Genomic DNA, 19,725 nt, shown 5'->3' with positions numbered 1-19,725 from the left:
GGCTTATTATGCACGAAAAGTATAAAGGCCAGGATTTTAAAATCTTGGTTAATAGATAAGACTTTGTAAGAAGAATCTGTTAAGCGGGTAAAGCAGAGGCACTAGCCTATGCTCTTATACAGAATACAGATATTCTGGCCTCCGGTGCTTTTAAATTCGACTTTATCCATGATACGGTTTACAAGAGCAATTCCTACACCGCCCTTCTTGCCTGTGCGGATATTGTCCTGTATGTTCGGTTCTTTGTAGTCAGTCCGGCTGAAGGCAATACCGTTATCTGCTATCTCAAATTTCAGGTTCTTTCCTTTTTTGTAGATGGCAAGCGTGATAAATTTGGAGATATCCTCTTTGTTGGCGTGGATAATCAAATTAGCGCATATCTCATCTACAGCCAGCACGATCTGGTTTAATAGAATATCCGAAAGCGCACACGCCTCCAAATACTCTACTACAAAGTCGCGTATCTGCTTAAGATTTTTCTTAGAACAACTAACTCGAATTGAATTATTCATCCGCAATGGTCATTGCTTCTTCATAATTTGAAACGATGGTCATCAACAGATCGAGACCCAGAATTTCGAAGACATTGCGCACTTTATCCTGCATGTTAAAGAAGATGAGCTTTATCTGAGCGTCTTCGAAGCGTTGCAGGTGCGAAATAAATACGCCTAAACCTGCAGAAGAGATATAGTTGAGCTTCTCGCAGTCCACCAATATCTTGCTGTACTTCATGATTTCCGGATCAGAAAGCTCTTCGTCCAGCAATACAGATGAGCTGGCATCCAGTTCACCATCCAGTGTCATAACGATGGTGTTGTCTTTTATTTCATTTGTTATTTTCATCGGCGTAAGTACGTCTCGTTTATGTTTAGGGTTGAGTCTGTTTAAACTTTATCACGAGCAGTGTCTGGTCATCGTAAAGGATATCTGTTCCCGTGAAATCTTCTAAATCGTTAATAATGGCACACTTAATGTCTTCTGCTTCTAAATGGTAAGTTTGCGTAAGCATATAGAGCAACCTGTCTTCTCCGTATTCATCGTTTGCTGTGTTGCGGGCCTCTACGATACCATCTGTATAAACTACCATTACATCTCCGGGGTTGTAGTCGTAGTACATTTCCCGAATGTGGTTGGCATAGCTTTTATCCCGGATAATGCCCAGGCCTAAACCATCCGTTTGAAAGTAGAACGTATCTTCCGTCATGGAGTTATAGTAAAGCGTATGGCAATGGCCTGCCCGTGCAAACATAAAGCCCTTCATGCGGTAGTCGATAATGTATAGCGCAGAAGTAATAAAAGAGGTTTTCTCCAAGCAGCGGCTAAGGGCAGAATTGGCCTGTTTCATAAATTCGCTCGGTGCCATGTCCTGCTGCATAAGCCCATGAAAAATACCTTTCATCTGGGCCATGTGAAAGGCTGCTGAAATACCTTTGCCCGATACATCGCCAATAATAATTGCAATGCGGGACTCGCTGAGTTGCAGGAAATCGTAAAAGTCGCCGCCTACTTCTTTGGCTGCCAGTGCATGCGTGCTGATCTCAAACCAGCTGTCGCTCGGGAACGATTTCGGAATAAGGCTGTCCTGTACCTGGCTCGCAATTTTTAGCTCTTCCTTATAACGTTCGTTCTGCAGAGACTCAGCTATTAAACGCAGGTTCTCAATGGTAAGTACGGTCTGGTTTGTAAAAGTTTTCAGCACATTAATTGTTTCACGGTCAAAGCCCTGCTCAATGTCTTTCAGGAGGTATAACATCCCGAACTGGTGCTTTTTAGAGTGAATCGGCAGCATGATCAGCGACTTCCAGGGAATCCCCAGGTCGTGAAAACCAGCATTGCGGTCGAGGTTATTGTTAATGTAGTCGACACTTTGAATATTGTGCGCCACCAGCAACTGCTTAATGCTGTCGATTTCCTCCTGGCTGATGTTAAAAGGTTCGAAGGCAAGTTGCGTTGCACTGTTTTTAATGGTTTCGAACCAGGCTGCACTGGCATCTGATGCTTTAATGGTGCTTTCGAAAAGAGTTTCGTAAACTTGTGCCTCGCTCTGCCCCTGTTGTATCGATTGGCTTAACCGCTGAAAATTGAGAAGGTCTTCGCTTTTTTGCTCAAAAACACTTGATGTAGGCAAGCTGAATAAGGCCACCAGAAAGGCAAACAAAGAATACAGGCCCACAAAAAGCATGGCCAGAAGCAGGAAGCCCACATTAAAGTAATCAATCTGCAGTTCTGGCCTGTCGGACAGGTCGTAGAAAAAACGGGCGTAGATATAGCAGCTCACTAAAATAGCTCCCAATAACACCAGTGACCTTCCTTTTTTATTAAAGGTAAGGTAAGCCACCCATTTCAGGTTGGTGCACAGAAACAGAATGTAAAAGGAAAGCAAAGCCAGCAGCGGCAGGAAAATATAGCTGCTATAGTCGAAGTTTAGCACCGTAAGCAGCAGGGTGCTAAAGAGCAGCACCTCAAACCAATCCCAGGCAATCTGCAGGAACTTGTTTTTATGGTATAACAGTAGCTGCCGCCATATATAAAAGGCCTTTGCCAGAAAGAACACCATCAAACCAAAGTTAACCTGGTAAACCACCTGTAGCAGAACAGTAGCGTCTGATTCGGCAGAGTCGGCGGTGAGTAAATATCCCAAATAAAGCCCAATACCTAAATAGGCTGTTATGCCCGCTTTTGAAAACAGGTTCCATAAGTAGCCGATAAAGTCGATGCCTTTTAGGTTTTCTGACTGGATACGTTGGTAGAAGAAGACACTGACTATAAAAGCAACTATAAGGAAATTATTAGTATAAGGAAGTATGGCAGAGGGAGTACCGGTCTGGCGAACAGTTGCTGCCCCTAACAATGCACTAGAGAGCAGCAGTATCCAGCTTACAATAGCCGAAATTACCAATAAAGTTTTTGCGTTTTTGTTATTGAGCATAAAACGGTAAACCGCGTTTAGGTTCTGCTGTGACTGGTTATGGCTTGTCGGAGCCTTTAGTTGCCCGTAAGGTAAGAATTTTTTTGGTTGATGCCCAAGATACCTGCGTTATGAAACAAATGCATAACGTAAGAAATTTGGAGTTGGTTAGGCTTTTTTATGAAAGAAGCCTGAAATTTTAGCAACAACTATAAGAGTATAGTTGTTCTGTTATCTTAAAAAGCTGATTACATGTTAATTCCAGGCATCAGGTAAAAGGCAATTCTGCTGCCTCTACCTGATGCCCGTTGGAATTAATATTTGTTAAATTATACGAAAGAGGGCTTATCTGCTGTAGTTCGGAGCTTCACGCATAATCTGAACATCGTGCGGATGGCTCTCGCGAAGACCGGCTCCTGTTATTTTCACCATTTTGGCATCCTGCAGTTTTTCGATGGTTGGCGTGCCGCAGTAGCCCATACCGGCTTTTAAACCACCCACCATCTGGTATATAACCTCTGCTACAAGTCCCTTATAAGGCACACGGCCTACAATACCTTCAGGTACCAGCTTTTTGGTTTCTGTTTCGCTGCCCTGGAAGTAACGGTCTTTCGAGCCTTCTTCCATAGCTTCTACAGAACCCATGCCTCTATACGTTTTAAACTTGCGGCCTTCGTAAATAATTACTTCACCCGGGGCTTCCTCTGTGCCTGCCAGCAGAGAACCGATCATAACTGTACTGGCCCCTCCGGCCAATGCTTTTACAATATCACCGGAGAATTTAATTCCACCATCGGCAATTACTGGTACACCAGTGCCCTGCAAGCCTTTAACTGCTTCGATAACAGCAGAAAGCTGAGGCACACCTATACCTGCAATAATACGGGTAGTACAAATACTGCCGGGTCCTACACCAACTTTAACAGCATCTGCACCGGCATCGGCAAGCGCCCTGGCGCCATCGGCCGTGGCTACGTTACCGGCCATTACTTCCAGCGCAGGGTATTGTTCTTTTATGCGTCGAACAGCATCTATCACTCCCTTGGAATGTCCGTGGGCTGTATCCAGGCTGATAACGTCTACCCCTGCTTCAACCAATGCTTTAATACGGTCCATCAGGTCGGCAGTAACACCAACGGCAGCACCTACACGCAGGCGGCCATACTCGTCTTTGCAGGCGTTTGGTCTGTCTTTTTTCTTCAGGATGTCTTTGTATGTGATAAGCCCTACCAGTTTGCCATCCTGGTCTACCACTGGTAGCTTCTCAATCTTGTACTGCTGCAGAATGTCTTCGGCCTTAGCCAGGTCTGTTCCTTTTTCAGCAGTTATCAGATTGTCGCGCGTCATGATAGAAGAGACTTTCTGGGTAAGGTCTTTCTCGAAACGAAGGTCGCGGTTTGTAATAATACCTGTTAGCTTGTTCTCGGAATTCACCACAGGTATACCACCTATTTTGTGTTCTGTCATTATCTGAACCGCATCGCCAAGGGTGGCAGTTTCCTCAAGTGTGATAGGGTCCATGATCATGCCGCTTTCTGAACGCTTCACTTTGCGAACCTGTTCCGCTTGCGCCTTTACCGACATGTTTTTATGGATAATCCCGATACCACCTTCCTGCGCCATGGCTATTGCCAGATCAGCTTCTGTAACAGTATCCATAGCAGCCGATAAAAGCGGAATATTAAGACGAATATTGCGCGTCAGCTGAGTGGATGTATCTGTGTCTTTGGGTAAAACCTCAGAATAGGCTGGGAGAAGAAGCACGTCGTCGTAGGTGAGTGCTTCGAATTGAATCTTAGACTGATCAAAGATCATGGCAAATAAATTTAGGGTTCCTTATTTGCCGCGTAAAACTACGAAAAAGAAATGACAAAAATAAATAATCTGGAAAATTGAAGATTTGAAAATTTAGAGGAAAGATGTGTCAGATCTACTAACGCATTCTATCAGCGTTATTCCTCTTTTAAAAATTTACCTTATTAACCTCAGTAAACCGCCATTGTTGGGTCTATTTCTGTTGCCCAGGCATGAATGCCGCCCTTCAGGTTGAGCAGGTTCTCGTAGCCGAGGCGTTGAGAAAGGTAATTTATAGCTTGTGCGCTTCTGAAGCCGTGGTGGCAGATGACCACAACCGGTATATCCTGTCGCACGCGGTTTGCCTGCTTCGGAAGCTCTCCGAGCGGAATAAGTTCTCCTCCTAAATTGCAGATCTCGAACTCTGATGGTTCCCGCACATCCACTAGCTGCATTTTATTATGGCGGGCCAGTCTGTCTTTTAATTCTTGTACTGTAATCTCGTGCATATCTCTTATACAGGCTATTTTTGCTGCGGTTGCGCCTTTTCTTTGGCTGTTAAGCTTAGATTCGCAAAATTAGCAATCTTAATTACCTAACAGCTAAGTTTGCTTAGCATTTCTTCTAATGGAATTTTCTACACTTACCTCTAATCTGGCCGCATACAGCCAGGCAGCCTGTTCTCTGATTGCATCATTGCCTATTCCTGGAAAGCTGTTGCAGGCGCAGAGTATTACCAGCCTTGTTGGGGTGTGGCAGCAGTTTGTAGAGGGGATGCAGCAAACATCGTTACTGGAATATATAGCTGTGCTGGCCGGAATTGCCAGTGTATGGTTTTCCCGGAAAGAAAATATATGGGTTTATCCGGTGGGGCTTATCAGCACCATTATTTACGTATACTTAAGCTTTCAATATCACCTAATAGGAGAGGCCAGCGTTAATATTTATTACTCGGTACTGAGTATCTATGGCTGGGTACTTTGGGCCAGGAAAAACAAAAGCCAGGAGCATGCGCTGCAAATCACTTTTTCAAATAAAAAGCAGCTGTTGCAACAGCTAACTTTTTTCATAGTTCTGTATATTCTCATTTACTATAGCCTGATCTACCTGAAAGAGTCTTTTTACCCTGGTGTGATACCTTGGGGGGATGCCTTTGCCAGCGCTACTGCTTATACGGGCATGTGGCTGATGGCCAGAAAGAAGGTAGAGAGCTGGTACTGGTGGATTGCAACTAATATAGCCTCGATTCCGCTTTATTTTGTGAAGGGACTGGTTTTTACATCTGTTTTTTATTTTGTTTTGTTAGTGATGGCTTTTGCCGGATTGGCAGAATGGCAGAGGAGGGGCAATAAAATAAGGGCTGGTAGAGTTACTGTATAAGAAGATTCTTCTAAAAACCGAAAGCTTCTCTAAAATAGGGTAATCCAATCGTCAGTTAGTGACGTAAATGGTTTATGCCACCTTTAGCTGCGCTACCACTGAGGGTAGCGTTATGTTGAACCTTAAACCAACGGTACTATGAAGCAGCAAAAAATGGAGTTGCCCGACGAGCTTAAGTATGAAAACAGACTTAAGTGGGGATATGAGTCGCCAGATGAACGACCAAAGCGTGTTTTTTTTAGGCAGTATGGCGACAAAAGACCAAAGGAAGTAGAAGTATATAATTTCTTCGACTATAGTTTCTCTGAAAATTAGCCTTGGTTTACATTAATACAATTTCAGTATGAGTAACTTTTTCTATTATAGCCAGTGCCTCGTCTCTTTATAAAAGACGGGGCACTGGTTTTTTATAGCAGTTTTTTCTGCTGATTTTTAGCGAAATTGCCGCATGCTAAAAATTGCCGTTACGGGCCCGGAGTCTACGGGTAAATCAACCATCTCTGAAAAACTCGCCCGCCGCTATCACACCACTTGGGTGCCTGAATTTGCACGCACCTATATCGAAAACCTGAACAGGCCCTATACTTTAGCCGATATCGAAGCCATAGCCCAGGGACAGCTCGCTCTGGAACAGCAGCAAATACAGCAAGCACAGAAAGTGTTTTTTTCTGATACAGATATGCTGGTGCTGAAAATATGGAGTGAACATGCCTTTGGCTATTGCCCTGCTTTTATTGCTGAAAAGTTAGCACAACAGGAGTATGATCTATACTTATTAATGGGAGTAGACTTGCCCTGGGAGCCCGATCCGCAACGCGAACACCCGCACCTGCGCCAGTTCTTTTATGATTGGTACAAGCGGGAGTTACAGGCGCTGAAGGTAAATTTTGTGGAAATTTACGGTACCTATGAGCAACGGTTCCAGCTGGCTTGCCAACAGATAGATGAGCTCCTGAAGCCATAAAAAAAGAAAGCCATAAGCATTGCTTACGGCCTTACCTATCACACTTTTTCTAAAAATTTATTTCTTTGCATAGCTGCTCTTTAACTGAGAAGTTACAATGGAGTTGTTGACTACCTGTTGTAGCGAATTGTTGAGCAGCTTGATGGTGCTTTTGCGGGTCATGTCTAAAAAGATGCCCTCCATTTTTTCTTCATACACCAGCTGGTTCTGTGGGTTGTAAAACCGAACCACCGAAAATTTTTGTTTGCCGGGTACAGCTTCTACATTCCAGTAACCTTGTTTAGGGCCTGGAGCTTGGGCTAAGGCGGCTGTAGAGCTAAGGGAAAGCCCGAATAGAACCAGTGCAGTTTTTAAAAATTCTTTTTTCATAGTTGTAGGAATTAAGGGTTTGTGTTTGTTACTGTATTAAATGTACAACAACAAAGATTGCCTTGCTGGTATATTAGCTTAAGGAAGTGTAAATAAGGCTACTCTACCAAACAAGGTCGTTGGAGTTATTTTAGCGGCTGATTAGGTCGTTCGTCTATGTTTTTTGTAGTTCGTCTACAAACCCGCAGGAACCTCCTGTACGAGGCACACGTTTTCGTAACTTTACTTGTATAGTCCAGTTAATTTTTTGAGGAGCTTTTACAGATGCTGCATCAACAACCCGACTTTATATTTTCGAATAAGGCGCAGCATCGCATAAGCAGGCATGTTGTTTTCTGGATGTTCTGTGTCTTGTTCTTTACCCTGCTGTATGGGAGCAAACCAATCGATAACCTAACCTTTTTTGTAAAGGGGCTGCCGCAGAAAGAACTCCTGATACGCTCTTATGAGCTGGCTTTTATGGAGGCTTTGTCTTTTCTGCCGACGCACATTATACTGAGCTACACATTTATGTACCTGCTCATTCCGCGGTATCTGTTTAAAGGTAAATACCTTTACTTCTTCCTGGGCCTTACGTTTGCGGTGCTGTTGGTCGCCACGCTATCCAATGCTATTTCTGATTTTATAGTTATACCAATTCGGGAAGCTATCGGTGTTATTCATCCGGTTAGTAATTTTTACTATGGCCTGATGAGCGGTGTAAGGGGAGGGCTTACTGTTGCCGGATTTGCCGGAGCTATAAAGCTTGCCAAGCACTGGTACCAGAAAAACCAGCTAAACCTGAAGCTGGAGCATGAAAAACTGACTGCCGAACTGCAACTGCTCAAAGCACAGGTGCACCCCCACTTCCTGTTTAACACGCTCAACAACCTCTATTCTTTAACCCTTACACACTCTGCCGAGGCACCTGAAGTTGTTTTAAAGCTGTCGGGCCTGTTGCGGTACATGCTGTACGAAGGCAATGTACCAAAGGTACCGCTGTCGAAAGAAGTAAAGCTGATAACAGATTACCTGGAACTGGAAAAAATGCGCTATGGCAACCGCCTGGACCTTTCTGTAAACTTGAGCGGCGATTTTGATGGAAAACTAATCGCTCCTTTGTTATTGCTGCCCTTCCTGGAGAACAGCTTTAAGCATGGTGCCAGCGAGCACCTTGATCAGGCCTGGGTGAGCCTGGATCTTTCGGTGCGGGAAAATAAGCTGAAGTTAAAACTGATGAATGCATTGCCGGAAGCCAGTGCCTTAACTGCAGGAGGGGTCAGGTCTGGAGGTATTGGTTTGCAAAATGTACAGAAGCGGCTGCAGCTTATCTATCCTGATCAGCACGAACTGAAGATTATACGGGAGGCAGAGGTGTTTATTGTAACGCTGGTGCTGTACTTAGAGCCGGATACTATGTTTACGCATGCGCCTGCGCCTGATTATGAGATTACTCTTCCGCCTTTTTCTAATTCCTGAGCTGTATATGAAAATACGTTGCCTTCTTGTTGATGATGAGCCACCGGCCCTGGCAGTGCTGCGGTCTCATATTGAGGCGGTGCCGATGCTGGAAGTAACAGGCCAGTGCCATAATGCCATTGCCGCTTTCGATGCCTTGCAGAAACATCCCGTCGATCTGATGTTCCTGGACATAAAGATGCCACAACTGCTGGGTACAGATTTTTTAAAGTCGCTTCGGAATCCGCCAAAAGTTATACTTACAACTGCCTACAGGGAGTATGCACTGGAAGCTTTCGACCTGGATGTGGTAGATTACCTGCTCAAGCCAATCTCCCTCGACCGTTTTCTGAGGGCGGTGCAGAAGGTGATAAAATCAGATGCTCCGCTTGCACCCGCTATAACTAACCACTCAGAGCCTGCTCATACTAGCTCAGAACGATTCCTGTATTTCCGGGTAGATAGAAAAATGGTGAAAGTAATGGTTGATGACATCCTTTACATTGAAAGCCTGAAAGACTATGTGCGGATTGTAACCGCTTCCAAACAGCTTGTTGCCAAGCAAACAATTACCTCTTTAGAGGAAATGCTGCCAGAGGAGCAGTTTTTGCGCATTCATCGTTCTTTTATCGTTTCTCTTAAAAAGATAGATTCGTATTCGCCTGCGCACATCGATATTATGGGCAAAGAGCTTCCCATAGGCAGGCATTATAAAAACGAAACAGAAAGAGCCTTAAAGTTCGGGAAATCATAAAATGTTCAGTGTCAGCAGCAGTATAGTATGTCTTATATGCAAGTATCAAAGTGGCTACAAAATATTTTAGCTTCTGATGATACCTGTTCCTGCAAATACGTAAACAGCCCTGCCATAGAAGAATAAGCGCGTTTTTAATAAAAGCCTGGCTTGTATTCTAGGTAGCGTTGTTTTAATTTACAAGAGCAAATAATGTATTTATGCTATACTTTCTGGAGAATGATAACCTTAAAGTAGGTGTCGAGAGTTTCGGTGCCGAACTGCAACATTTCATCAGGCTTTCAGATCAGCAGGAGCTTATCTGGCAAGGCAATCCTGCTATCTGGCCCGGCCACGCGCCCAATCTTTTTCCTATTGTTGGTGCATTGCCCCATAATCAGTTTACGCACGAAGGCAAAACGTACCAGATGCTACGCCACGGCTTTGCCCGAAGAACCGAATTTGACCTGGTAGAAGAGAAAAAAGACAAACTGGTATTTCAGTTGAAGCAGAGCGAAGAGACCTTATCGCAATATCCTTTCAAGTTTAGCCTGCTGATTGCTTTTAAACTGGAAGGGAACAGCCTTTCCACCACTTACCAGGTAACCAACACAGATCATGAGGCTTTGTATTTCTCTGTTGGGGGGCATCCGGGTTTTAATGTGCCCTTGTACCCTGGGGAGCAATATTCAGATTATTACCTGGAGTTTGAGCAGCCCGAAACGTTGGTGCGTTACCTTATAGATGAAGCAGGCTTGCAATCAGGTGAAACAGAGCGGGTTTTAACTGAAAGTGCTGTGCTGCCGCTTCAGCATGAGTATTTTGAGAAAGATGCCATTGTTCTGAAAGATGTTAAATCAGAGAAGGTGATTCTGGCAAGCCGGAAGAGTGCCTATCGTTTAGAGATGGATTTTAAAGGTTTTCCTTACCTGGGCATCTGGACCAAGCCTGGCGCATCGCCTTTTGTATGCATAGAGCCCTGGTGCGGCATTACCAGCCACGAAGGCGATACAGGTGAATTAAAAGAAAAAGAAGGTATTGAAATGCTGAGCCCGGAAGCAATTTTCGAGCGCACTTATACGCTGACGGTTTTGTAGGCTTTGAATAGAAAGTGGGAACAGTCCCGGTTTAATAAAAAAACTGCCGCACTTATCTTTAAAGTAAAAGATCAGGTGCGGCAGTTTATATGTTGTATTCTGCTTAGAGTTCAGTTAAGAGAAGGTTCTGGAAGTTTCGGAAATCTAACTAATTTGAGATCATACTTTGGCTCAAAATCATTTATAGGTAAAGAAACCCCAGGTGGGAGATCAAGATCTGGCAAATCATCGCCTAGCGGTTCACCTCCGTCGTCGTCGCTATCTGTTGAAGAAGGGCCCTTCAACTTTTTCTGCGGAGAGAATGCGTAATATGCCAGTATTGTTAGCAAAGCTAATGTATACAGTAGGCTAATCATCATCACTTTAAAAATATTTTTAATTTTTCCAGTTTCACATTGGCTTATTCCTGTTTATAATCAGGCTTTTACGAAGCAGCAGGAAAAGCGCCTTTTATATGAGTATCAACGTACTTTACGCCTTTGTGGTTATTGCCTTTCACTAAAATTTTACAGCCACCCTCTCTTTAAGAATTTTGCTTTTACGGATAATACAGGTTTATCTTTCTGATTTGGCTTAAAACGCTGTACCTTTGTGGTACTTTAGGGGTGCCTTATTACAACGGGCTGAGATTATACCCATTGAACCTGATCCAGGTAATGCTGGCGAAGGGAAAACTGGTACAGAAACTTTGGTGGTATGCTAACCCCTGGCATAGGCTATGTTTCATTCTTAACTACTTACTTCATGAGATTTTTATTTTTTGTAATGGCGGCTTTGCTGTTGCCATTGCAGTTGCTGGCCCAGTTTGCTATAAGCGGGCGGGTAACAGATGCGACTAAAGGGGAGGCTTTAGTCGGGGCTAACATTGTTTTAGAGGGCACAGGTATAGGTGCTGTTACTACAGCGGGTGGCGAATACAGAATTCAAAATGTGTCGGCCGGCACCTACACTATTCGGGTAAGCTTTCTGGGTTTTGAGCCAGTGGTACGCCAGGTAAGCATTAGCGGAGACAGCCGTCAGGAATTTTCGCTTAGGCAGAACAACCTGCGCACAGGCGAAGTGGTAGTTTCTGCTACCAGAGCAAATGATAGAACAGGCACCACCTATACCAATGTGAGCAGCGAAGAAATTGCGGAGCGAAACTTCGGGCAGGACCTGCCCTACATTTTAGAGCAGATTCCTTCCGCTGTAGTTAACTCAGATGCTGGTGCTGGAGTGGGTTACACAGGTATCCGGATTCGCGGCTCCGATATTACCCGCATCAATGTAACGGTAAATGGCATTCCGGTTAACGATGCCGAGTCGCACGGAGTATTTTTTGTGAATATGCCGGATTTTGCCTCCTCGGTGCAGGATATACAGGTACAACGTGGTGTGGGTACCTCCACTAACGGAGCGGGAGCCTTCGGTGCCAGTATCAACATTCAGACGCAGGATGTACGCCCAGAGGCTTATGCCGAAACAGAGCATACCTATGGCTCATTTAATACCTGGCGTAACAATGTGCGTTTTGGTACCGGCCTTATCAATGGCAAGTTTGCTTTTGATGGACGCTTGTCGCGCATCTCATCTGATGGCTATATCGACAGGGCCTCCTCTGACCTGAAGTCTTTTTACTTTTCGGGTGGATATTTCGGTGAAAAAACCTCTGTTAAGTTTGTGACTTTCTCCGGCCAGGAAAGAACTTACCAGGCATGGTACGGAACACCAGAGGCATTAGTGTACGGCACTGCAGCCGACCTGCAAGCATATATTGATAGAAATTATATAGAAGGCGCAGACCTGCAAAACCTGTTGACCTCGGACCGCCGTTATAACTACTATACCTACGACAACGAAATAGATAATTATCAGCAGGACCATTACCAGTTGCACCTGTCGCACGACTTTGCGCCTACCTTAAGCTTTTCAGGTGCTTTGCATTATACCATAGGCAAGGGCTATTATGAGCAATTCCGTCAGGATGATGATCTGGCTGCTTATGGCCTGGCGAATGTTATTATTGGCGAAGACACCGTTTCATCTACAGACCTGATTCGCCGCCGCTGGCTGGATAACGATTTTTATGGCATAACCTATGCCTTGCAGTATAACCCAAACAGCCGCCTGCAGGCTTCTGTTGGCGGAGCCTGGAACAGGTATGTAGGGCAGCATTTCGGTGAGATTATATGGGCGCGTTTTGCTTCTGACTCTAATATCCGGGATCGCTACTATGACAACGAAGGCGTAAAAACAGACTTCAACTTATATGCAAAAGCAAATTATAGCCTGATGGATAACGTCAGCCTGTTTGGCGATATGCAGGTGCGCAAGGTTGGTTACTCCTTTCTTGGCTACGACAACGACTTGTCTAACATCACACAAACGGCAGCTTATACTTTTTACAACCCTAAGGCAGGTGTAACTTATAACCCTGATAAAAACAACCAGTTATATGCTTCTTTTGCCATCGGGAACCGGGAGCCGGTCCGCGACGATTTTACCGAGTCTACTCCTTCCGGCAGGCCAAGGCCCGAAACACTGCGTAACCTGGAAGCTGGCTACAGGGGAAACATGCATTTAGGAGAACTGGCAGGTACAGCGTTGCAGGCACAGGTTGAACTGAACTACTTTTATATGAACTATAAAAACCAACTGGTGCTGACAGGGCAGATTAATGATGTGGGGGCACAGGTGCGGACAAACATAGACAAGAGCTACAGGCAAGGCGTAGAATTAGCCGGCGCTTTAGCTTTGGGTGAAATTGCCTCACTGCGTACCAACGTGGCTTATAGTCAGAATATTGTCAACAACTTTCAGGAGTTTATAGATAATTACGACGATGATAGCCAGCTACAGAATAACTTCAGGAGAACAGATATTGCTTTCTCACCTGATTGGGTAACGGCTACGCAACTGGAAGTAATGCCTGTAAAAGGGTTAAGGGCAGCCTTCATTTATAAAACTGTTGGGAAACAGTACCTGGACAACACTTCAAACGAGAATCGTATTATTCCTGCTTTCCAGGTTGGAGATCTGCGTTTCCGGTACAGCATTGGCTTTCAGAATGTGCTGAAAGAACTGGAAGTGGGGCTGCTCATCAACAATGTATTTAATGAGCTGTATGCAGCAAACGGTTACACCTATAGCTATATCTCCGACGCAACCACAATTACAGAGAATTTCTATTATCCGCAGGCAACCCGAAATTTCCTTTTGTCTGTTGGTTTAAAGTTCTAAAATCAGGAATGGTTGCAGATAGTTTTCCACGTTGAGAGGTGCTTAACCCTGCCAAAGTTTTTTAGAAGTTCTTTTATACAAAACATTGGTAAAGCGGTTCCTGGTTTAAAGCCAGGAACCGCTTCTTTTTTTAAGCAATTGCGGCTTCTGCTTAAAACTTTATATTTGCGTATAGCCAAACAAACCAGAACAACTATGGCCTACGAATCTTCAGGGGCACCTGACTACTATAATATTGATGATCTGCTTACAGAAGAGCATAAACTCATCCGGCAAACAATGCGCAACTTTGTGATGCGGGAAATATCTCCGAACATTGAGCAGTGGGCGCAGGAAGCTCATTTTCCTTCGGAAATTGTGAAGAAGTTCGGTGATGTAGGAGCTTTTGGCCCGACTATACCTGCTGAGTATGGCGGTGGTGGCCTGGATTACATCAGCTATGGCCTTATTATGCAGGAAATAGAGCGGGGCGATTCCGGTATGCGATCTACAGCTTCAGTGCAGGGTTCTTTGGTAATGTACCCAATTTACGCCTACGGCTCAGAGGAGCAAAGGAAGAAATACCTGCCCAAGCTGGCAAGCGGAGAGTGGCTAGGTTGTTTTGGATTAACCGAGCCAGACTTCGGCTCAAATCCAGGCGGCATGATCACCAACATAAAAGACATGGGAGATCATTACCTGCTCAATGGTTCTAAAATGTGGATATCAAATGCTCCTGAGTGCCAGGTGGCAGTGGTGTGGGCCAAGAACGAGGAAGGTCGCATTAAAGGTGTGATTGTAGAACGAGGCATGGAAGGTTTTTCTACCCCGGAAATTCACAATAAATGGAGTTTGCGTGCCAGCTGCACAGGTGAGCTGGTTTTCGATAATGTAAAAGTGCCGAAAGAAAACCTGTTGCCAAATGTAGAAGGCCTCCGGGGACCACTTGGATGCCTCGATTCTGCCCGTTACGGGATTGCCTGGGGAGCTATAGGTGTTGCCATAGATTGCTACGAATCGGCCAGAAAATATGCGATGGAGCGGGTGCAGTTCGATAAGCCAATTGCTGCTTTTCAGCTTATACAAAAGAAGCTGGCCGAAATGCTGACAGAAATTACGAAAGCACAGTTGCTGGCCTGGCGTTTGGGTACCTTAAAAAACGAAGGCAAAGCAACTACGCAGCAGATCTCCATGGCAAAGCGCAACAACGTAGATATGGCGCTGCATATAGCACGTGAGGCCCGCCAGATTCATGGAGGAATGGGTATTACAGGTGAATATCCGATTATGCGCCACATGATGAACCTGGAGTCAGTGATAACCTACGAAGGCACACATGATATCCATTTGCTGATTACCGGAGCTGATATTACAGGTATTCCAGCCTTCAAATAACCTAAGGTTGCTTCCTGAGCATACTGACTTATGGAAGATCGGTTATTACATGAATCTAAAATAAAAAGCCTCCTCAGGATTTCTCTTGAGGAGGCTTTTTTGTTGCTGTAGGGGGAGGAGTCGAACCTCCACGGAGTAGTTAGGCAAATATCTTGGTACTAGTACGAAGGTAATATGGTTGCTTTATCCCAGATTCTCCACCCCCGAGATAGGAGGGCTTGTCTGCCAGTTTCAACACCCTACATTGTGTTGTTCTGTTATGATAATGTAAACGTACAAAAAGATATTTTTGTTTACAAATTTTTTATAAAAATTACTTATTATTTAATCTTATGTTAATGTATGTAATATAAGATTAAAAATATATTAAATGATTTGATGATCTTAAGGTATTGTAATCGAATTACTTAACTGAATAGCCGCGCAATTGGTTTTAGCTTTCTAGATTACAATATGTTGATTAATAACCAACTTAAAATTGATACACCTGCCTGTTCATAAAAGCTTTGAACTGCCAGATTACTAACAATGCTAATTATATTAGATTTATTTCTTTTTGTTATAAAATATTTAGCAAAATTCGTAATTTCGTGTAGGCTTTTGGACCAAATTACCTGAAGAATTTGTTACCTTTAGGTACAGCAAATTTGTAAGAATTAGGTTATACTATGCGGGAAGATTATCTTACAGGTGAAAACGACTATATGTCGTCTACCGAAAAAGAAATAGATAGGGCACTTCGCCCCCTCAGTTTCAGTGACTTTACTGGTCAGGAAAAGGTGGTGGAGAACCTGAAGGTGTTTGTGCAGGCAACAAAGCGAAGAGGAGATGCTCTGGATCACGTTTTGCTGCACGGGCCTCCGGGACTTGGTAAAACAACCTTGTCTCATATTATTGCATCAGAACTGGATGCCAATATAAAGATGACCTCTGGTCCGGTATTGGACAAGCCCAGCGATCTGGCAGGTTTGCTCACAAACCTGGAGCCGAATGATGTGCTGTTTATTGATGAGATCCATCGTCTGAATCCTATTGTGGAAGAGTACCTGTACTCGGCCATGGAAGATTATAAAATAGACATCATGCTGGATTCTGGCCCAAATGCACGTTCGGTACAAATCAGCCTGAGTCCTTTTACATTGATTGGTGCCACTACTCGCTCTGGTTTGCTAACAGCTCCCTTACGGGCACGGTTTAGCATCAACTGTCGCCTGGAGTACTATGATTCAGAACTGCTTACCTCTATCGTGAAACGTTCTTCCGCCTTACTGGGAGCCCCGATACACGCAGATGCAGCTTTTGAGATTGCACGTCGCAGCCGCGGTACACCACGTATAGCCAATAACCTGCTACGCCGTACCCGCGATTTTGCCCAGGTAAAGGGAGATGGTACCATAACAGTAGAGATTGCCAAGTTTGCCTTAAATGCACTCGATGTGGACCACAATGGTTTAGATGACATGGATAACAGGATTCTTTCAACCATTATTGATAAATTTAAAGGCGGGCCTGTAGGTATAACCACTATTGCAACAGCATGTGGTGAAGAGGCCGAAACCATTGAAGAGGTGTATGAGCCATTCCTGATACAGGAAGGATATATAATGCGGACAGCCCGTGGGCGTGAAGCTACAGAAGCCGCTTACAGGCACCTTGGCAAGATACCGCCTCAGCAGGCGTTAACAGGTACTTTATTTGATTAAATTTTAGTTGTTTGTTGATTACGTAAGAAGCAGGCCGAAAGCCTGCTTCTTTGTTTTGGGTGCTTTGGCATCTGTTACGGAAGCCTCTCTCTGCTAAAAATTACATAATGGATTTAAATTGCCGTAATTTTGTTTACCTGTAACATGATACGGCACACAACATTACTTTGACAAAAGCACAACATACTCAACTGATAAAGAAAAGAGCTCAGGAACTGGGCTTTATGTACTGCGGTATTTCCAAAGCTGAATTTCTGGAAGAAGAGGCTCCGCGCCTGGAGCGTTGGCTTAACCAGCAGATGCACGGCAAGATGCAGTACATGGAGAACCATTTCGATAAGCGCCTTGACCCACGGCTGCTGGTAGATGGGGCAAAATCGGTTGTTTCTTTGCTTTTAAACTACTTTCCTGAAGAGAAGCAGCCAGAAGAAAATACTTATAAAATTTCGAAGTATGCCTATGGTACCGACTATCACTTTGTTATAAAAGATAAGCTGAAAGAACTGCTGGCCTCCATACATGAAGAAATAGGAGAAGTAGGAGGGCGTTGCTTCGTAGATTCCGCACCAGTGCTCGATAAAGCCTGGGCTAAAAAAAGCGGTTTAGGCTGGATAGGTAAAAACAGCAACCTAATTACACCGCAGGTAGGTAGCTTTTACTTTATAGCTGAGCTTATTATAGATCTGGAACTGGAATATGACGGGCCGATAAAGGATTACTGCGGCTCGTGCACCCGTTGTTTGGATGCCTGTCCGACTGGCGCTATTGTAGAACCTTATGTAGTGGATGGCAGCAAGTGTATTTCTTATTTTACCATTGAGTTAAAAGACCAATTGCCAAATGAAATGAATGGGAAATTTGGCAATTGGGTCTTTGGATGTGACATTTGTCAGGATGTTTGCCCCTGGAACAGGTTTAGCAAACCTCACCAGGAACCTGCATTTGCACCTCACCCGCACCTGCTGAACATGAAAACGTCTGATTGGCAGGAGTTAACGCATGAGGTGTTTACGCAGCTTTTCAAGAAGTCAGCTGTAAAGCGCACCGGCTACAACGGGCTTGTGCGAAACATCTGCTTCATGGAAGATACTGGCGAGCTTCATTAAGCTACCATCTGTGTCTTGCCAAATACTTTGTTTAGTATGCGGAGGTATACCCCGGAAAATTTGTCGTAACACCATTTTTTAAGGTCCTGAATCTCTTCTAAAGCCAAAACCTTAAAGGCTTTTTTTAGTTCTTTCTCAAAAAGCATCTTATCGAAGCTTACCTTCAAAAGAATTGTTTTAATGTATTCTAACATTGGTATTAAAGAATTTATAGTTATTCGGCCAAAAATTAAATACGATACAAATTTATAAAAGTAAGTAGTCACTTACAAATATTTTCAAAAGTATTTCCTTTGTTTAATATTAAAGCTGGTGAACATCAAAAAATTAGCTGATTATTTATGTTCGCCTTGATCTCGATTGACTATAGTAGCCAATTATTACACCTACTGTATTGGTACCATACAGGTATGGCGAAGGCCGTTTTGTGCTTAATATACTCCCGAAATAAAGAATAGTTGCGGTTATAAATTAGCTCGTTTTGTTACGGCTGCTTATTTGTTTGATAATCAAATAGCTAGCCTGGTTAGAGCCCGGAAAAGAAAAATGCCATTTTGCCTCAGTGCCATTCCCTGATCTGGTAGTGGTGCAGGTGCAGGATAACTGCATGCAGTACCTGTCAGAGGCAATTACACGACCACAAAAAGAAAGGGTGCTTAAGTTATTTGGCTTAAGCACCCTTTAAATATAAGGCAGATAATTTTACCTTGGAATTACAAACCTTTGTCCTGGCCTGATCAGATCAGGATTATCTCCAATTTTGTCTTTATTGGCATTATAGATCTTTGTCCAGTCGTTTGCATTGCCATAGTGTTTCTTCGCTATTTTAGATAAAGAATCACCGCTTTGCACGGTATATACATCCTGATTTGCACTAGGATCAGTCACTTTTTGCTCGTCTTTCTGAGTAAAAAAGGAATGATCAGGAGTTTGTCCTGCGGTTATGTTTGGTTGGTTAGCGCCTTTGGCAGGCTCTTCCTGTCCTCTCTTAAAAAAATCTTTGAGTCCCATATTTTCAGGTATTTAGATTCAACATATTCAGCAACCTGTAAAAAGGATTGCCACTTAACTAAATACGCCTGTTGTGTTACATAGTTTTGTACTGCTGGTTGTATCCCTGGAGCAGGCAATTAACTTAATGCCCTGATTAACCGTAATCAATCAAATCCTGAAGCCATTGGTGCTGCAGGATTTTGTAAAATAAACCTAACTATGAAAAACATGAATGCGAATATGAAACGAATAGTTAATGCCTGGCAATTCTTATTGGTAGCCTTCGTATTGGTGGTGTCTTCCTGCGGCAACAACGAAAAAGTGGGCGATCAGCAAATGATTTCAGGATCGGGAAGTAAAACCTGGAAAGCATCCAAAGAATTGAACGCTTCAGGAGATAAAGAAAAATTATCGAGTGCTGAACAAGAAGAAACCATGCAGTTTTATTCTGACGGACGTTTTGCTCTGGGTGGCGGCGGTACTCTGGAAACAGGTACCTGGACATTTGATCAGGCTGCAAAACGGCTAAGCCTGCAGTTTCAGGATCAGAGTGTAACAGAAAACTTTGAAGTGGTGCAGCTAACCGAAAAGGAAATGCGCCTGAAAGATAACCAGGGAGGAGAAATGCAGCTTAAAGCACAGTAACAG

At 43.9% G+C, this 19,725-nt stretch carries 19 protein-coding genes and 1 riboswitch; of the genes, 11 read left to right on the top strand and 8 right to left on the bottom strand.

Going from position 1 to position 19,725, the window contains the following annotated elements; genetic code table 11:
* Positions 1-101: 101 nt before the first annotated feature.
* From C1N53_RS14020 to C1N53_RS14000, 5 genes are all read right to left on the bottom strand, one after another.
* A complete protein-coding gene (locus tag C1N53_RS14020; RefSeq protein WP_137759904.1) occupies positions 102-512 on the bottom strand; it encodes an ATP-binding protein in 411 nt (136 codons plus the stop codon).
* Positions 505-843 carry an STAS domain-containing protein gene (locus C1N53_RS14015; protein WP_137759903.1) on the bottom strand — a complete coding sequence of 113 codons (339 nt, stop codon included), beginning with the start codon at positions 841-843 and terminating at the stop codon, positions 505-507. Before C1N53_RS14015 ends, C1N53_RS14020 begins: the two co-directional genes overlap by 8 nt.
* A gap of 25 nt (positions 844-868) precedes the next feature.
* On the bottom strand, positions 869-2,929 hold the full coding sequence (locus C1N53_RS14010; RefSeq protein WP_137759902.1) for a GAF domain-containing SpoIIE family protein phosphatase: 2,061 nt from the start codon (positions 2,927-2,929) through the stop codon (positions 869-871).
* A 324-nt stretch (positions 2,930-3,253) separates the two neighbouring features.
* Entirely contained in the window at positions 3,254-4,723 is a 1,470-nt protein-coding gene (gene guaB / locus C1N53_RS14005; protein WP_137759901.1) for an IMP dehydrogenase, read from the bottom strand.
* Positions 4,724-4,893: 170 nt separating this feature from the next.
* A complete protein-coding gene (locus C1N53_RS14000; RefSeq protein ID WP_137759900.1) occupies positions 4,894-5,211 on the bottom strand; it encodes a rhodanese-like domain-containing protein in 318 nt (105 codons plus the stop codon).
* A 118-nt stretch (positions 5,212-5,329) separates the two neighbouring features.
* Between C1N53_RS14000 and pnuC the strand changes: the two genes are divergently transcribed.
* From pnuC to C1N53_RS13990, 3 genes are all read left to right on the top strand, one after another.
* Positions 5,330-6,082, top strand: coding sequence for a nicotinamide riboside transporter PnuC (gene pnuC / locus C1N53_RS13995; protein WP_137759899.1), 753 nt, complete (start codon positions 5,330-5,332; stop codon positions 6,080-6,082).
* A gap of 138 nt (positions 6,083-6,220) precedes the next feature.
* Positions 6,221-6,397, top strand: coding sequence for a hypothetical protein (locus C1N53_RS22580; RefSeq protein ID WP_168194037.1), 177 nt, complete (start codon positions 6,221-6,223; stop codon positions 6,395-6,397).
* Between the two features lie 133 nt (positions 6,398-6,530).
* Positions 6,531-7,046 (top strand): AAA family ATPase, encoded by a 516-nt coding sequence (locus C1N53_RS13990; RefSeq protein ID WP_137759898.1) that lies wholly within the window; start codon positions 6,531-6,533, stop codon positions 7,044-7,046.
* Between the two features lie 57 nt (positions 7,047-7,103).
* Here C1N53_RS13990 and C1N53_RS13985 read toward each other — a convergent pair whose 3' ends face one another.
* A complete protein-coding gene (locus tag C1N53_RS13985; protein WP_137759897.1) occupies positions 7,104-7,415 on the bottom strand; it encodes a hypothetical protein in 312 nt (103 codons plus the stop codon).
* Positions 7,416-7,679: 264 nt separating this feature from the next.
* Between C1N53_RS13985 and C1N53_RS22700 the strand changes: the two genes are divergently transcribed.
* The 7 genes from C1N53_RS22700 to queG all read left to right on the top strand — a co-directional run bounded on the left by C1N53_RS22700 (position 7,680) and on the right by queG (position 18,084).
* Positions 7,680-8,873, top strand: a complete 1,194-nt coding sequence (locus C1N53_RS22700) for a sensor histidine kinase (RefSeq protein ID WP_206077577.1) — start codon at positions 7,680-7,682, stop codon at positions 8,871-8,873.
* 7 nt (positions 8,874-8,880) lie between these two features.
* Positions 8,881-9,606, top strand: coding sequence for a LytTR family DNA-binding domain-containing protein (locus tag C1N53_RS13975; RefSeq protein WP_137759896.1), 726 nt, complete (start codon positions 8,881-8,883; stop codon positions 9,604-9,606).
* A gap of 200 nt (positions 9,607-9,806) precedes the next feature.
* Entirely contained in the window at positions 9,807-10,682 is an 876-nt protein-coding gene (locus C1N53_RS13970; RefSeq protein WP_137759895.1) for an aldose 1-epimerase family protein, read from the top strand.
* A 591-nt stretch (positions 10,683-11,273) separates the two neighbouring features.
* Positions 11,274-11,370: riboswitch (TPP riboswitch) on the top strand.
* Between the two features lie 56 nt (positions 11,371-11,426).
* Positions 11,427-13,901: a TonB-dependent receptor gene (locus tag C1N53_RS13960; RefSeq protein WP_137759893.1), complete on the top strand. Its 2,475-nt coding sequence runs from the start codon at positions 11,427-11,429 to the stop codon at positions 13,899-13,901.
* A 195-nt stretch (positions 13,902-14,096) separates the two neighbouring features.
* Positions 14,097-15,275, top strand: coding sequence for an acyl-CoA dehydrogenase family protein (locus tag C1N53_RS13955; protein ID WP_137759892.1), 1,179 nt, complete (start codon positions 14,097-14,099; stop codon positions 15,273-15,275).
* A 668-nt stretch (positions 15,276-15,943) separates the two neighbouring features.
* On the top strand, positions 15,944-16,978 hold the full coding sequence (gene ruvB / locus C1N53_RS13950; protein WP_137759891.1) for a Holliday junction branch migration DNA helicase RuvB: 1,035 nt from the start codon (positions 15,944-15,946) through the stop codon (positions 16,976-16,978).
* 167 nt (positions 16,979-17,145) lie between these two features.
* Complete coding sequence (gene queG, locus C1N53_RS13945) at positions 17,146-18,084, top strand: tRNA epoxyqueuosine(34) reductase QueG (RefSeq protein ID WP_137759890.1); 939 nt, start codon at positions 17,146-17,148, stop codon at positions 18,082-18,084.
* Here queG and C1N53_RS13940 read toward each other — a convergent pair.
* Together C1N53_RS13940 and C1N53_RS13935 are read right to left on the bottom strand one after the other, a co-directional pair.
* A complete protein-coding gene (locus C1N53_RS13940) occupies positions 18,081-18,278 on the bottom strand; it encodes a hypothetical protein (RefSeq protein ID WP_137759889.1) in 198 nt (65 codons plus the stop codon). The genes queG and C1N53_RS13940 overlap by 4 nt on opposite strands.
* A 508-nt stretch (positions 18,279-18,786) precedes the next feature.
* Complete coding sequence (locus tag C1N53_RS13935) at positions 18,787-19,095, bottom strand: LysM peptidoglycan-binding domain-containing protein (protein WP_137759888.1); 309 nt, start codon at positions 19,093-19,095, stop codon at positions 18,787-18,789.
* 222 nt (positions 19,096-19,317) lie between these two features.
* Between C1N53_RS13935 and C1N53_RS13930 the strand changes: the two genes are divergently transcribed.
* Entirely contained in the window at positions 19,318-19,722 is a 405-nt protein-coding gene (locus C1N53_RS13930) for a lipocalin family protein (RefSeq protein WP_240773226.1), read from the top strand.
* The last annotated feature ends 3 nt before the right edge of the window (positions 19,723-19,725 follow it).

The sequence above is a fragment of the Pontibacter sp. SGAir0037 genome, assembly GCF_005491705.1.
GTDB lineage: Bacteria > Bacteroidota > Bacteroidia > Cytophagales > Hymenobacteraceae > Pontibacter.
Note: the sequence above shows the minus strand (reverse complement) of the source record. Positions and strands in the feature narration are given on the sequence as shown.